The sequence below is a fragment of the Nocardia fodinahabitans genome (genome assembly GCF_052983615.1).
In genome coordinates this window covers 5,010,674-5,024,348 of record NZ_JBRJJC010000001.1, presented here as the reverse complement: position 1 = coordinate 5,024,348, position 13,675 = coordinate 5,010,674, and the positions used below count along the sequence as shown (strand labels likewise).

12 protein-coding genes are annotated in these 13,675 nt (G+C 69.1%); 5 read left to right on the top strand and 7 right to left on the bottom strand.

Features of this window, described 5'->3' with window-relative positions; all coding sequences use genetic code 11:
• Positions 1-39: 39 nt before the first annotated feature.
• From NV348_RS23345 to NV348_RS23325, 5 genes are read left to right on the top strand one after another with little or no spacing between them, the layout of a single operon-like run.
• Positions 40-1,050 carry a poly(ethylene terephthalate) hydrolase family protein gene (locus tag NV348_RS23345; protein ID WP_447148816.1) on the top strand — a complete coding sequence of 337 codons (1,011 nt, stop codon included), beginning with the start codon at positions 40-42 and terminating at the stop codon, positions 1,048-1,050.
• 22 nt (positions 1,051-1,072) lie between these two features.
• Positions 1,073-3,457 carry a beta-glucosidase gene (locus NV348_RS23340; protein WP_447148815.1) on the top strand — a complete coding sequence of 795 codons (2,385 nt, stop codon included), beginning with the start codon at positions 1,073-1,075 and terminating at the stop codon, positions 3,455-3,457.
• A 42-nt stretch (positions 3,458-3,499) separates the two neighbouring features.
• On the top strand, positions 3,500-5,110 hold the full coding sequence (locus NV348_RS23335) for an MFS transporter (RefSeq protein WP_447148814.1): 1,611 nt from the start codon (positions 3,500-3,502) through the stop codon (positions 5,108-5,110).
• A 43-nt stretch (positions 5,111-5,153) separates the two neighbouring features.
• Positions 5,154-5,489 (top strand): ArsR/SmtB family transcription factor, encoded by a 336-nt coding sequence (locus NV348_RS23330; RefSeq protein ID WP_447148813.1) that lies wholly within the window; start codon positions 5,154-5,156, stop codon positions 5,487-5,489.
• Positions 5,486-5,989 (top strand): SRPBCC family protein, encoded by a 504-nt coding sequence (locus tag NV348_RS23325; RefSeq protein WP_447148812.1) that lies wholly within the window; start codon positions 5,486-5,488, stop codon positions 5,987-5,989. The genes NV348_RS23330 and NV348_RS23325 overlap by 4 nt, the downstream gene beginning before the upstream one ends.
• A 176-nt stretch (positions 5,990-6,165) precedes the next feature.
• Here the strand turns inward: NV348_RS23325 and NV348_RS23320 are convergent, their stop codons facing one another.
• Genes NV348_RS23320 through NV348_RS23290 form a run of 7 tightly spaced genes read right to left on the bottom strand, consistent with a single transcriptional unit; the run spans position 6,166 to position 13,671 of the window.
• Complete coding sequence (locus NV348_RS23320) at positions 6,166-6,759, bottom strand: Rv1363c family protein (protein ID WP_447148811.1); 594 nt, start codon at positions 6,757-6,759, stop codon at positions 6,166-6,168.
• Positions 6,760-6,783: 24 nt separating this feature from the next.
• Complete coding sequence (locus tag NV348_RS23315) at positions 6,784-8,058, bottom strand: MlaD family protein (RefSeq protein WP_447148810.1); 1,275 nt, start codon at positions 8,056-8,058, stop codon at positions 6,784-6,786.
• On the bottom strand, positions 8,055-9,137 hold the full coding sequence (locus tag NV348_RS23310) for an MCE family protein (protein ID WP_447148809.1): 1,083 nt from the start codon (positions 9,135-9,137) through the stop codon (positions 8,055-8,057). The genes NV348_RS23315 and NV348_RS23310 overlap by 4 nt, the downstream gene beginning before the upstream one ends.
• Complete coding sequence (locus NV348_RS23305; protein WP_447148808.1) at positions 9,134-10,216, bottom strand: MCE family protein; 1,083 nt, start codon at positions 10,214-10,216, stop codon at positions 9,134-9,136. The genes NV348_RS23310 and NV348_RS23305 overlap by 4 nt, the downstream gene beginning before the upstream one ends.
• Positions 10,216-11,280, bottom strand: coding sequence for an MCE family protein (locus tag NV348_RS23300; protein ID WP_447148807.1), 1,065 nt, complete (start codon positions 11,278-11,280; stop codon positions 10,216-10,218). The genes NV348_RS23305 and NV348_RS23300 overlap by 1 nt, the downstream gene beginning before the upstream one ends.
• Positions 11,280-12,305: an MCE family protein gene (locus tag NV348_RS23295; protein WP_447148806.1), complete on the bottom strand. Its 1,026-nt coding sequence runs from the start codon at positions 12,303-12,305 to the stop codon at positions 11,280-11,282. The genes NV348_RS23300 and NV348_RS23295 overlap by 1 nt, the downstream gene beginning before the upstream one ends.
• Position 12,306: 1 nt before the next feature.
• Complete coding sequence (locus NV348_RS23290) at positions 12,307-13,671, bottom strand: MlaD family protein (protein ID WP_447148805.1); 1,365 nt, start codon at positions 13,669-13,671, stop codon at positions 12,307-12,309.
• Positions 13,672-13,675 lie beyond the last annotated feature (4 nt).

Below are 13,675 nucleotides of genomic sequence, written 5' to 3'. Positions count from 1 at the left end.
CGCCTTGCGCGGCCGTTGACCTCCCTATCGTCCGAGATCGTGAGCAACAACACTGTTTTGTCCGGTCGGCGCCCGCGCGATGGCGCTCGGGCCGCGCTGATCTCCTTCGCGCTGCTGGTCGCCGCGGCGACCGGGGTGACCCCGGCGGCGGCGACGCCCTACCAGCCCGCCGCCCAGGTCGAAGCCACTTATTACGCGCCCGGCCCCTGGGCGGTGGCCGAGCGGACCGGTGTCGACTGCTGCACCTCGACCGGCGACAGCTACGACATCTGGTACCCGGCCGACCTCGGCGCGGGCGGTGTCGTGCACCCGGTCATCACCTGGGGCAACGGCACCATGGCCCACCCGCGCGAGTACGCGTACCTGCTCTCGCACCTCGCGTCGTGGGGATTCGTGGTGATCGCCGCCGACCGCACCGACACCGGCACCGGCGTGCAGATGCTCGACGCGGTGCGGTACCTGGCCGCGGAGAACAGCGACCCGAACAGCGTCTTCCACGGCAAGATCGACGCCACCACCGCCGGCGCGACCGGGCATTCGCAGGGCGGCCTCGGCGCGATCAACGCGCTCACCCGCGGCGGTGGCGCCGTGCGCACGGCGGTGACCCTCGAGATGCCGTTGTCGGCGGTCTGCGCGTCGCTGCCGACGGTCGACGGCCAGAGCTCCTGTATCGATCCCGCCGCGGTGACCTCGGGTTCGGTGCTGCTGGTCAACGGTTCGGCCGACGGTATCTCGCCCGCGACACAGCAGCTGCCCGCGGACCTGATCGGCATGCAGTCGATGCAGGCGTACTACGACGCGCTGCCCGCCGGGATCCCCAAGGCCCGCGCCGCGGTGGTGGGCGCCCAGCACAACGACATCCAGGGCCAGCCGGACTGCACCAACTACAGCTGCACCGAGGGCGTCTACCGCTATCTCGGCTACCTGACCGCCTGGTTCATGGACCGGCTGCGCGGCGATGCCACCGCGCGCAGCGCGTTCCTCACCGGAACCGGCGAGATCCTGCACAACCCGCACTGGTCCGATCAAGCCAGCACCATCACCCGCTGACCGAGGAAAGGCTGCCTCTTCCATGGAAGACCACATCGAGGAACTACTCGCCAAGCTGGATCTGGACGGCAAGCTCCGGCTGATCTCCGGCGCGAGCCTGTTCCGGATGGCCGGCGATCCCGCGCTCGGACTCGCCGAGATGCCGGTCTCCGACGGGCCCTCCGGTGTGCGCGGCGAGAACTGGGACGAACGCGACCCGTCGGTGAGCCTGCCCTCGGGCACCGCGATCGCCGCGACGTGGGATCCCGCGCTGCTCACCGAGATCGGTGCCCTCATCGCCGCCGAGGCCCGCCGCAAGGACGTCTACGCGGTGCTCGGCCCGACGATGAACCTGCACCGGTCCCCGCTGGGCGGCAGGCATTTCGAATGCTTCTCCGAAGACCCGCTGCTCACCGCCGAGATGGCCGAGGCCTACGTGCGCGCCGTGCAGGCGCACGGGGTCAGCGCGTGCCCGAAGCACTACGTGGCCAACGATTCCGAGACCGATCGCTTCACCGTCGACGTCCGCGTCGACGACCGGGCCCTGCGTGAGCTCTACCTGTACCCGTTCGAACGCACCGTCGAGGGGGGCGCGTGGATGATCATGGACGCCTACAACTCCGTCAATGGCACCACCATGACCGAGAACCCCCTGCTCGACGAACCGCTCAAGGGCACGTGGGGCTTCGACGGCGTGGTGGTCTCGGACTGGACCGCCGTGCGCACCACCGAGAGCGCGGCCCTCGGCACCGATCTGTGCATGCCCGGCCCGCCGTACCTGTGGGGTGAGCCGTTGGCCGCCGCCGTGCGAGCGGGCGAGATCGCCGAGTCGGCCATTGACGACAAGGTACGCCGTATCCTGCGCTTCGCCCAGCGGGTCGGCGCCCTGGACGGAACACCCCAGCCCACCCCGGTTTTCAGCGACGAACAAGCCCAGGATCTGGTCCGCCGGGTCGCCGCGCAGGCGATGGTCCTGGTGCGCAACGACGGCGCCCTGCCGCTGGCCCCGGAGACGACCGTCGCCCTGCTCGGCCCGTCGGCGGGCGAACCCCGCTTCCTCGGCGGCGGCAGCGCGACGGTGATCCCCGGCCACACCACCACCCCGGTGGAGGGCCTGACCGGTCGCCTGCCGATGACCCACACCGCCGGTGTGCACCTGTCCGAGGACCTGATTCCGGCGCCGCTGGCGCTCATGACCGATCCCGAGACCGGCGAGCCGGGCATGTCCGCGCGATACCTGAAGGACGACACCGAGCTCGGCACCCAGCACCGCACCACCAGCCGCCTCGTGCTGCTCGGAGAACCGCTGGCCGCGCAGTCGAACATCGTCGAGCTGCGCACCCGCCTGCGGGCCGACCTGGCCGGCGACTGGCAGATCGGTTTCGGCGGCGTCGGCCACATCCGGCTCGACATCGACGGCGAGACCGTGCTGGACGAGGACGTGGCCCTGGATTCCGGCGATCCGGCGGCGGCGCTGCTCAACCCGCCCCAACGTCACGTGACTCGCACGCTCGCGATCGGCGACGAGGTCCACGTGCGGCTCGTGACGAGCATCGAGGACGCGATGCCTGGCCTCGGCATCATTCTCGGCGCCACGCTCGGCATCCGGCGTCCCCAGCGCGACGACGACGAGGAATTCGCGGCCGCGATCGAACTGGCGCGCGCGGCCGAGGTGGCCGTGGTCGTGGTCGGCACCACCGAGCAGATCGAGAGCGAGGGCGTCGACCGCACGTCCCTGCGACTGCCCGGTCGCCAGGACGAACTCGTCGCCGCCGTGGCCGCGGTGAACCCGCGCACCGTCGTGGTGGTGAATTCCGGTGCGCCGGTGGAGATGCCGTGGCGGGACGAGGTCGCCGCGGTGCTGCTGTCCTGGTTCCCCGGTCAGGAGTTCGGCGCGGCGCTGGCCGACGTGCTCACCGGCACCGCCGAACCCGGCGGCCGGCTGCCGACCACCTGGCCCAAGTCCATGGCCGACGTCCCGGTCCTGAGCACCACGCCGGTCGACGGTGTCCTCGACTACCCCGAGGGCATCCACATCGGCTACCGCGCGTGGCTGCGGGCGGGCACCGAACCCGCCTACCCCTTCGGCCACGGTCTCGGCTACACGACCTGGTCGACCGAGGACCTCGCCGTCGACGGGCGCACCGTGTCGATCACAGTGACCAACACCGGTGATCGCGACGGCAAACAGGTCGTGCAGGCCTACCTCTCGCGCCCGGACAGTGCCGTGGATCGACCGGTCCGCTGGCTGGCCGGCTTCACCGCCGTCACCCTGGCGCCCGGCGAATCCCGCACCGTGTCGATCACCCTGCCCGACCGCGCCTTCCAGCACTGGGGCCCCGACGGCTGGGAGACCGAACCGGGCGAATTCACCGTGCGGGTAGGCACTTCCGTCGCCGACCTCCCGCACACCGCACTTCTCTCCTGACCCTTCTGCTAGACCATCTCGACCGAACAACGGAGCGTGGCCATGTCCACCAGTACCTCTCAACTCGACAAAGACGACTACAACGACACCGGGCGGCTGGACGGCGCCTCGCGCGCCAGGGTTTTCACGGTGCTGGCCGTGATCGTCCTGTTCTCCGAGATCGCCCCGATGCAGTACACGATCGTCGCGGCGGCACTGCAGAAGATCGCGCCGAGCTTCCCCGGTGTCGGGGCCAACATCAACTGGGCCATCATCGTTTTCGGGTTGATCGGCGCGGCCGCGTCTCCGTTGATCGGCAAGATGAGTGACGTCTGGGGCAAGAAGCGGATGTTCCTCATCTGCGGTGCCCTGTTCGTCATCGGCTGTCTGCTCGACGCGACCACCTCGAGCTGGGCGGTGTTCCTGTTCGGTCGCTGCCTGCAGGCCACCGCCATCGCCACCGCGGTGATCGCCTACGGCCTCATCCGGGACCTGATGCCGCGCAAGATGATTCCGCTGGCACTCGGACTCACGGCGACCGGTTTCGGGGTCGCCTCCATCGCGGGCCCGATCCTGGGTGGCTACCTGGTCGACAACCACAGCTGGCGGGCCATCTTCTGGGTGCTCGCCGCGTTCACCCTGGCGATGCTGCCGCTGGTGTGGATCATCGTGCCCGAATCCAAGCTGCGGGTGAACGAACGGATCGACGTCGTCGGCGCCGCGCTGCTGTCCGGCGGCGCCGCGCTCACCCTGATCTATGTCGACAAGGGCCACGATTGGGGCTGGTCGGAGCCGACCACGCTGGCCTGGCTGATCGCGGGCATCACCCTGCTCGTGTTGTTCGTCGTCGTCGAAAAGCGTGTGACGACACCGATCATGGACATGCAGCTGCTGTTCCATCCGCGCGTCGCGCTGGTGCTCGGCGGCGCGCTCCTGGCGTCGCTGCAGATCGGCATCGTCTCCTACGCCATCGCCTACATGGCCCAGACCCCGCCGGAGGCGACGGTCGTCGCCGGTGTTCAGCAGGGGACGCTGGCCGAGATCCAGAAGCTGACGGGTCAGGCGCTGCCGCCCGAGGCGGTGCAGGTCGCCCTCGATCCGGGCTACAGCTACGGCAGCGGGTACTCCCTGCTCGAGTTCGCCTTCCGGATCGCGCTGATCGGTTCGGTGATCACGATGATCTTCGGCGTGGTGGCCGGCGTGCTGGCCAAGCGGGTCGGCGCCCGGCTGCCGCTGGTCGTGGCCCTGGTCATCTTCGCCGGTGCCGGCATCGCGTTCGCGGTACTGCCGCTGACCACCACCACCTTCCTGATCGTGAACTCGATCTTCAGCATCGGTTTCGGCATGTACTACGCCTGCATGCCGATCCTGCTGGTCGAGGCGGTGCCGCAGGAGCAGCAGGGCATCAGCCTCGGCATGCTCGGGGTCATGCAGTCCATGGGTGTGGCGATCGGTCTGGCCATCGTCACCGCATTCCTGCACAACTTCGGCATGAGCGCCCTGGTATCCGTCGGCGGGCAAGCCCAGCCGCCCACCCCGCTGCCCGACCTGTTCGGTGATCACGGCTACCGCCTGGGCTTCTGGGTCTGCGCGGTCGCCTCGGCACTCGCCCTCTCCCTGGCCCTGGTGATGAAGCACGGCCGCACCCCGGCCACCGGCGGCACCGCGCACTGACACGGTCTTGCGCCCGAGCTTTAGAAAGCGCACACTTACGAAAGTGGAGGCTTTCAAAGATGTGGATCTGGCGATCCTGGGCGATCCGACCCGCAAGGTGATCTTCGAGCGCCTCGCCCGGCGACCCTCGTCGGTGGGCGAGCTGGCCGAATCGCTGCCGATCACCCGTCAGGCGGTATCGCAGCACCTGCGGGTCCTCAAACAGGGCGGTCTCGTGGTGGCCACACCCGAGGGCACGCGGCGCATCTACCGGATCAACCCCGAAGGCCTCGCCGCGATCCAGGCGTATTTCCAGCACCTCTGGGACGACGCGTTGACCGCTTTTCAGAAGGCCGCCGAGGCGGCGGCCACCGATCCCGAACAGGAGAATCGACCATGAGCAGCACTGGGCAGCAACTTCCCGTCCTGGCCGGACAGGCCACCGTCGCGATGAGCCCGGACCGGGCCTTCGCGTTCTTCACCGAATCGTTCGGCAGCTGGTGGCCGGCCGCCTATCACATCGGCCAGGCCGACATGGCCGACGCGATCCTGGAACCGCGCGAGGGCGGGCGCTGGTTCGAACGCGGCGTCGACGGGACCGAATGCGACTGGGGCCGGGTCCTGGCGTGGGAGCCGCCACACCGGCTGGTGGTGACCTGGCAGATCAACGGACGGTGGGAATTCGACCCCGACCCTGCCCGCGCCAGCGAGATCGAAGTCCGGTTCACCGCCGACGGCCCCGAGCAGACGAGTGTCACCCTCGAACACCGCCATCTCGACCGGCTCGTCGACGGCAAGGCCATCCAGGAGACCATCGTCGAACGCGGTGGCGGGTGGAGCACGGTGCTGGAAATGTTCACCAAGGCCGCCGAAGCGCGCCGCCCGGGTGCGCTGTCGTGAACTTTCCCGCTACCGGGCGCCGCTGACCATGGCATGCACACGCTCGCAGCGATCGACCCCGCGGCGCCGATCGGCATGTGGGGATACTCCGGCGTGGCGTCGGCCGACGGGCCTGACCTATCTGGCCGACCGATTCGCCGCGAAACCGGCGGCAACTACCCGCTGAGCAGCGTGCTTCACTGGTTGGTGCGCAGCAGGGGTGAGGAGACTTTGCTCGTCAGCCATCGGTCGCCGGACTTGTCCAGCGACAACGTGATCGACAGCTGACCGCGGCGAGGCTGCTGCTGCGTGCCGACGCCGGCGATGGATTGGTCGACGACGACGATCGCTTCGGCCGTATCGGTGCCGCTGGTGGCGATCGCGCACTCGACGGTGCCCGCGGTCGATTGCACCTGGCCCTGGATCAGGACCTCGCGCAGGTCGGCACTGGTGGACTCGAATTCTTGTTTCCACGCGCCGGTGGCGCGGTCGAGCACGGCGGCGAAGTAGGAATCGAGATCGGTGGCGTTGTAGGTCGACAGCACCGAGCCGTACGCGCAGGCGGCCGCCCGTGCCTCGGTGCGAGAGCGCTCGAGTTCGCCGACACGGTGGTTCTGCCACCCGAAGTAACCGCCGGTCGCCGTTCCGCCGACGCCGAGGGCGATAGCGAGGGCGACGCCGATCGCGGTGGCACGGTGGCGCGGCGACCGGCTGGTGGATGGTGTTGCGGTAGTGGTGGATTCATCGGATCGGTCCGGCACGGGGCCTGCCGATTCCTCGGTGTCGGTCATGGGGTTCCTCTCGGTAACAGGGGTTCAGCGGCCGGGCAGCGGTACGGACCGCTCGTCGCCGGTGCTTCCCGGCGGCGGTCCGGCGGTGTTGTCGGGCGTATCGGGTCGCGGCGCGTTCGCCGACCCCCGGACCTGCTGTGCGGGATCGCTGGTGACGCAGTAGTTGTAGAGCCGGACGCTGCCGTCGGAGACGGTGGCGGGCGATACCGGGATGGTGTCGTACTCGCAGAACGGTCGCGGCCAGATGTCCACCATCGTGTGGAAGGCATTGTCGTGCGCCGGAACTCCGAGCAGGGCGGTGCCGGATCGCAGTGCGGGGAACAGTGCCGTCAGTGCCGGTGTGCGCAGCCGGGCCGCCCGGGTGATGGCCCGGAGGTTGGTCACCAGATTCGTGATCGGATCGGTGGTCTCGGCGACCACGCCGCCGAGCGTCGCCAGCTGTCCGGGGCCCAGGTCGAGTATTCGCCGCAGTTCCTGGTCGGCGGCGGCGAACTGCCCGAACAGCACTCCCGACCCCGCGACGAGGGTGCGCAGATCCGGCTGGGCGTGCGAGGTGGTCTCCGCGATGATGGACAGCTTCTCGACGAGATTGCGGGTTTGCGGTAGCAATTCCGTCATTCCCACCATGGCCTGGCTGATCCCGCTGATCACGGTGCGCAGCTGATCCGGCCCGCCGGCGAGCGCCCTGTCGAGTTCGGCGACGATGACGTTCAACCGCCGCGGATTCAAGCCGTCGATGAAATCGGCGGTGTTGGTGAGGAACTCGTCGATGGTGACCGGCGTCGCGGTCCGGGCCGACTCGACGACCGCGCCGTCGGTCAGATAGGGAGCGTCGCTGGAATCGGGCCGGATATCGAGGTACTGCTCCCCCGCGGCCGACAGCCGAGCGACGACGACCGCGCCGCCCGCGGGGATGCGGAAACCGGCATCGATGTCGGCCACGGCGGTGACGCCGGTCTCGGACAACTCCAGCGACCGCACCGTGCCGACGCGCACGCCACGGAAGGTGACATCGGAATGCTCCAGCAGCCCACCGGAACCGGTCAGTTCCACCCGGACGGTGAAGGTGTCACGCAACGGGTCGACCCGGATGACATCGACGAGCAGATATCCGCCGCTGACCACCAGCGTCGCCACCAGCCCCGCCGCCGCGACACCGTTGACGTGCCGTTTCGCCCAGCCCGCGGCCCGGAGCAGGAATTCGGCGGCGACCTCGAGCGCCACACCGAGGAGCCGGACACCGAGGGCGACGACGAGCGCCGGCGTGTATCGGACACTGCGGCGGGGATACTCGATCATCGCCCGCCGCCCTGCAACCGGCCGAGGACCCGCGCGAGGACTTCGGCGAGACTGCCGACGAAGGCGCCGGGATCCGATCCGTCGGGCAGCCTGCTCCCGTTCGGGTCGGTCAGGGCGCCGATGCTGAGGTAGGACACCGTCGCCGCGACCGCGAGGCTCGTACCCTGGGTGGTGGCCAGCAGCGACGGGTTCAGCGCGTGCAGCTGGTCCAGCGCCCCGGCCAGGTGGTCGCCCATCTGGGTGAAGCCGATCATCAGGGCCTGCACGCTGTCGAAGAGCCCGACGAAGTCCGCACTGCTGGTGGCGGTGAACTCGCCCAGCGCATCGAGGGTGGTCGAGACCTCGGTGGTGAGTTCGGTGATGGCGCGGTTGTTCTCGGTGAGCACCGAGATCAGCGGCGGGAAGGTGTCCGCCGCCTGGCCGAGCTCGGCCCGGCGCTGGTTGAGGGTGGCGCTGAGCGCGTCGAGCCCGTGCAGCACGGAGTCGATCTGCCCGGTCCGCGCGTTGAGCGCGGTGAGCGTGGCGGTCAGCTCGGTGAGCAGGTGCGAGAGCTGGGGTCCGCGTCCGGCGAACATCGAGTTCGCCTCGCTGGTGATCCGTGCCACCTGGCTGAGCGCACCGCCGTTGAGCAGCATCGACAGCGACATCATCAGTTCCTCGACCGAGGCGCCCGCCGAGGTGTGCTCCTGATCGATGACGTCGCCGTCGGCCAGCATCGGTGTGCCGGAACCGAGTTCGGGCAGCACGATGGCGACGTAGATGTCGCCGAGCGGCGTCGGTTGCCGGAGTTCGGCCCGCGATCCGCGCGGCAGCCGGACGTCGCCGCGGATCTCGAGCTCGACGGCGGCCACGAAATCGATCGTGTCGAGGCCGGTGACGACGCCGATGTCGGTACCGCCGGTCTTCACGTGCGCGCGGTCGGGCAGATTCAGCGCGTTGTCGAACAGTGCCCGCACGGTATAGGTGGGGCCGTCGAGGCCGGGTTTGGGCAAGGGCATGGAGTCGACGGTCACCGCGCAGCCGGCGACCGAGCAGGCCGTCAGCACCAGGACCGCCGCGCGAGCGAGATGGTGTCTCATCGGGTCAGTCCCAACAGCGCGGCGAACAGTCCGAAGTCGGGGCCGAAGTCCTGCAGCTTGCCGGTTCGGCAGCCGTCGGCCCGTAGCTCGACCCGCTGGCAGAACAGCGCGAGCAACTCGTTGTCGAGCAGGCTCTTGTCCGTCAACAGGTGGAGCCGAACGGCCCCGGTTTCGGGACTCACCGCGTTGCCGAGGTTCCCGAGGAACAGCGGTGCGATGTCGACGATCTCGGTGAGTCCCCGCGCGTGGTCGCGCATCTGGGCGGTGATCGTGATCAATCGCAGCAGCGCGTCGGTCAGCGGCTTCTTGTTCTCCCCGACGACCGCGCTGGTGTTGGCGACGAAGTCGTTGATCTGGGCGAGCACGGCCTGTAGTCCCGGCGACTGCTCGCGCATCAGGGTGACCAACTGGGTGAGCCGGGCGCTGAAGTCACGGACCGTCGCGTCGTTGTCGGCGAGGATCTGGGTGACGTCGTTGAGCCGGACGATCGCGTTGGAGATCTGGTCCTTGTTGGCCAGTGTCACCGCGAAGGCACCGGAGAGCGCGTCCAGGGTTTCGCTGATGCGGTCACCGTTGCCGTCGAGCAGCGGGAACAGCACCCGGCTGGCCATCGGTCCGTCGGAGTTGTTGCCCGCCAGCGCCTTTCCGATGTCGTCGAAATTGCGCAGAATCCGGTCCAGCTCGACCGGTGTTCTGGTGCGGGCGAACGGGATGTGGCTGCCGTCGAGCAGGGTGGGGCCGCCGGTGTAGGCGGGGGTGAGTTCGATGTGGCGGTTGGTGATCATCTGTGGTGAGACCAGCGCCGCGATCACGTCGGCGGGCAGATCGACCTCGGCATCGACGACCATGTGCACCTGCACGTACTCGCCTCGGGGGACCAGCGCGGTCACCCGGCCGACGGGCATGCCGAGGACGGAGACTTCGTTGCCGACATACAGCCCGGCGACGTTCTCGAAATCCGCCGTGATGGTCTTCTCCTCGCTCAGCAGCGAGGTCAGGCTGTGCGGCAGCGCCGAGCAGCCCGCCGACAACACGGCGACAGCGGCCAGGACGGCCAGGCGGACGAATGTCGTGCGCATCAGCGGCAACCTTCCACGGCCTGGACGGCACACAGCCAGTTGTCGGGGAACATCCAGGGCAGATAGATCTCCCCGTAGGGCCCGTTGCCGAGCGTGTTGTTGAACTGCCGGAGGGTGACCGGCATGATCTGGAACAGGTTGTCCAGGTTGGCCTTGTTGTTCTGCAGGCCCGCCGCCATCGTGTTCAGATCGGCGATCAGTGGTGCGAGCTGTCCCCCGTTCTCGATGCCCATCTCCTGCAGGTCCTTCGAGACCGCGGCGATGCTGTCGAGCAGCTGGGTGACCAGGGATTGCCGTCGGGCGACCGCGTCACCGATGGCCTGGCCACGGGTCAGCAGCAGCAGGACCGCGTTCTGGTTGTCGGACACCACGCTCGAGACCTTGTCGATATTGCGCAGCAGCTGCTCGACCTCGTCGCGGCGATCACTGATGACCTTCGCCAGCGAACCCACCGAGTCCAGCGCCGCCGCGGTCAGCTGCGGCGAGTCCCCCATCTGTCGAGCGAGCGCGTCCAGCGAGGCCCGCAATGCCACGGGATCCATCCGCTCGAGGTGCTCGAAGGAGTGGGTGTATTTGTCGTCGTTGACGACCTTGGCCAGGTTGTAGGGCACTTCGGTCCGGTGCAACGGAATTCGCCTGCTCTCCGGCGCCGTGGGCGCGCCGGGATCGAGTTCGACGTGCATCCGGCCCAGGATCGTCGACATCTTGATCGCGGCCCTGGCGTCGTCACCGACCCGGATTCCGCTCTCGATCGAGAGCGCGGCTTCGATCCGGTCGCCGGCCAGTCGCGTCGACTTCACCGTGCCGACTTCGATGCCCGCGATAGCGACGCTGTCGCCGACGCGGAGCCCCGCGGTCTGGGCGAATTCGGCGTGCACGGTCCGGTGACCGAGATCGAACCAGGTGAGCGCGCTCGAACCGAACAGCAGCAGCACCACCGCCGCGCCGGCGCCGAGGCCGAGCCACCAGTGGCGATTGCTCGAATAGCTCGGTATCGCCTGCCACACTCGCCGCACGGTGGGCAGCAGCGTGCGCGGGCGCTCGGATGGTCGGGTGGACGTCATTACCGGCATACCTCCGAATGGGAATTGCCACCGATCTGGTCGAACGTCCCGGGCGGCAGCAGCACACCCCACAGCGAGACATCCAGACTGCAGACGTAGGAGTTGATATAGGTGCCGTTGCCGCTGATCCGGGCGAGACCGGCCAGCACGAACGGCAGCTCGGCGGCCGTGATGTCGAGGCGGGCGCCGTTGGAGATCAGCAGGCGCACACCCTCGTTCGCGGACTGCTGCGCCTGCGCGAGTCCGGGTCTGATCCGGGCGATGAGGTCGGCGAGCTGCCTGGTCGACCCCGAGGCCTGCTCGACCGCGGTCGCGAGCGTCGTGCCCTGCTCGTAGAGGTCGACCGTGAGCGTGCGCGTCTGGGTGATCAGCGTTTCCAGCTCACCGCTGCGGTGGGCCAGACCCTCCACCACGCCACCGAGATTGGTGATCACCTGGCCGAGAATCTCGTCACGGTCGCGGAAGGTACCGGCGAGTTGCGCGGCCTGGGTGACCAGCGCGCTCAGCGACACTCCGTCACCCTGGAGGGCTTGGATCAGCGTGTGCGACAAGGAGTTGATGTCGTCGGGTTCCAGGGTGGCGAACAGTGGTTCGAACCCCGCCAGCACCGTGGACACATCGAAGGACGACTCGGTGCGCTCGTAGGGAATAGCGCCCTCCGGCGGCAGACGGTCCCCACCCCGGTCCCCGGCGGCCAGCGCGACATACCGCTGCCCGATCAGGTTCTGATAGCGGATCAACGCCTTGGTGGTGGTCGTGAGCTGTTGGCGTGCCTGCACGCGCAGCACCACCGAGGCGCGCCGGTCCGCGTCGAGCTCGATGGAATCCACCCGGCCGACCCGGATTCCGGCCATCCGGACGTCGTCGCCCACGCGCAACCCGAGGACGTTGCCGAACGTCGCGGTGTAGCGGACGGTATCGCCGCTGACCCCGCGCTGCAAGGTCGAGAAGATGGTGTAGGCGGCGATCAGGGCCAGTCCGGCGAACAGCGCCGAGATCAGCACCGCGGTGCGGGTTTTCATCATGTCAGTTCCCCCGGGGCTGGGCGTCGGCGTAGGTGACGTTGATTTCCCCGTCGGCCAGCACCGGTGTGAGCAGCACCAGTTGCGCGGCGTTCGGCGGTCGACCGACGAGCGCCTCGATGGCCTCGATGCCGCGCAGGGCAGCGGGCCCGGTAGCGGACGCCGGGGCCGCGGCGGGGCCGATCGGTGTCAGGCCGGGGATCGCCGGGAGGGTAGGGAGCCCGGGAACAACGGGGAGCGGGCCCGCAGCTTCCAGTCGGCGCGGCAGCAGCTGCGTCGGAAGATGTTGTTCCGGAGCGGTATACGGCACCGAGGAGCCGCCGCAGCGGGGCCCGGCGAGATCGCCGTATCGGGGGCAGTCCGCGGCGGTGTACTGGGTGAACGGGGTGAAGCTCACGTCGACGACCCAGCGCATCTGCTTGTCGGGTCCCCAGTTGAAGACCGTCGCCAGTCGGCTGAGCGCGGTATCGAGATTGGCGACCGCGGTGCCGATGGCGCCGGAGTCGGCGGCCAGCGCGCCGAAGGTCTCGTGCAGCCCGCCGGCCAGTTCCGGGCCCGCGTCCGGATTGCGCTCGAACAGGGTGTTGGTGACGCCGACCGCGCCACGAGCGGCGGTCAGCAGCGAGATCAGGTTCGCGCGCTTCTCGGTGAGGGTGCGCGCCGCGGTCACCGACGAGACGAGGGTGTCGACCAGTTGCGGCGCGGACTCGTTGACCGCCGAGGCCGCGGCGCCGAGATCGCCGAGCAGATCGCCGATTCCCGGCGTCGCCCGAACCTGGGTGGTCCAGGTGTCGAGTCGTTCGATGGTGGAGCCGGGCATGCGATAGGTGGGGTCGAGCGCGTCGGCCAGCGTGCCGAGCACGGTGGCCAGCCGGATCGGATCGATGGCGTCGAGAACGGTCCGCAGGGTGGTCAAGGTCGTCTGCAACTGGGCGCCCACCGCGCTGGTGTCCTGGGCGATGGTGGCGCCGTCGCGCAATCGGTCCGGCGCGGGTCCGTTGTCGATGAGGACGACGGCCGTGACGCCGAAGATGTTGTTCGGCACCACCCGGGCGGTGACCGTGGCGGGAATGCGTTGGGCCAGCGCCGGTTCGATGCGCAACCGCACCTCCTGGCGCTCGCCGCTGGCGGCGATGCCGGTGCCCGCGGCCTGACCGACCAGCACCCCACGGAAGGTGACGTCGGCGCGCTGGGGCACGCCGTCGCCGGTGCTGGTCATGGCGGCGGTCACCTCGACGGTATCGAGGAACTTGCCGTTGTAGCGCAGTCCGAGCAGGTAGACGACGGTGGCGAGGAGCGCGGCGATGAGCACGCCGAACAGGCCGAGCCGCAGGGCACTCGGGCCGCGGCCGCTGGGGTCGATGATCATGGTC

Bases quoted from the DNA above. Each gene is read 5' to 3' on its own strand.
- NV348_RS23340 (WP_447148815.1), top strand. From the start codon at position 1,073: ATGGAAGACCACATCGAGGAACTACTCGCCAAGCTGGATCTGGACGGC.
- NV348_RS23335 (WP_447148814.1), top strand. From the start codon at position 3,500: ATGTCCACCAGTACCTCTCAACTCGACAAAGACGACTACAACGACACC.
- NV348_RS23325 (WP_447148812.1), top strand. From the start codon at position 5,486: ATGAGCAGCACTGGGCAGCAACTTCCCGTCCTGGCCGGACAGGCCACC.
- NV348_RS23320 (WP_447148811.1), bottom strand. From the start codon at position 6,759: ATGACCGACACCGAGGAATCGGCAGGCCCCGTGCCGGACCGATCCGAT.
- NV348_RS23315 (WP_447148810.1), bottom strand. From the start codon at position 8,058: ATGATCGAGTATCCCCGCCGCAGTGTCCGATACACGCCGGCGCTCGTC.
- NV348_RS23310 (WP_447148809.1), bottom strand. From the start codon at position 9,137: ATGAGACACCATCTCGCTCGCGCGGCGGTCCTGGTGCTGACGGCCTGC.
- NV348_RS23305 (WP_447148808.1), bottom strand. From the start codon at position 10,216: ATGCGCACGACATTCGTCCGCCTGGCCGTCCTGGCCGCTGTCGCCGTG.
- NV348_RS23300 (WP_447148807.1), bottom strand. From the start codon at position 11,280: ATGACGTCCACCCGACCATCCGAGCGCCCGCGCACGCTGCTGCCCACC.
- NV348_RS23295 (WP_447148806.1), bottom strand. From the start codon at position 12,305: ATGATGAAAACCCGCACCGCGGTGCTGATCTCGGCGCTGTTCGCCGGA.
- NV348_RS23290 (WP_447148805.1), bottom strand. From the start codon at position 13,671: ATGATCATCGACCCCAGCGGCCGCGGCCCGAGTGCCCTGCGGCTCGGC.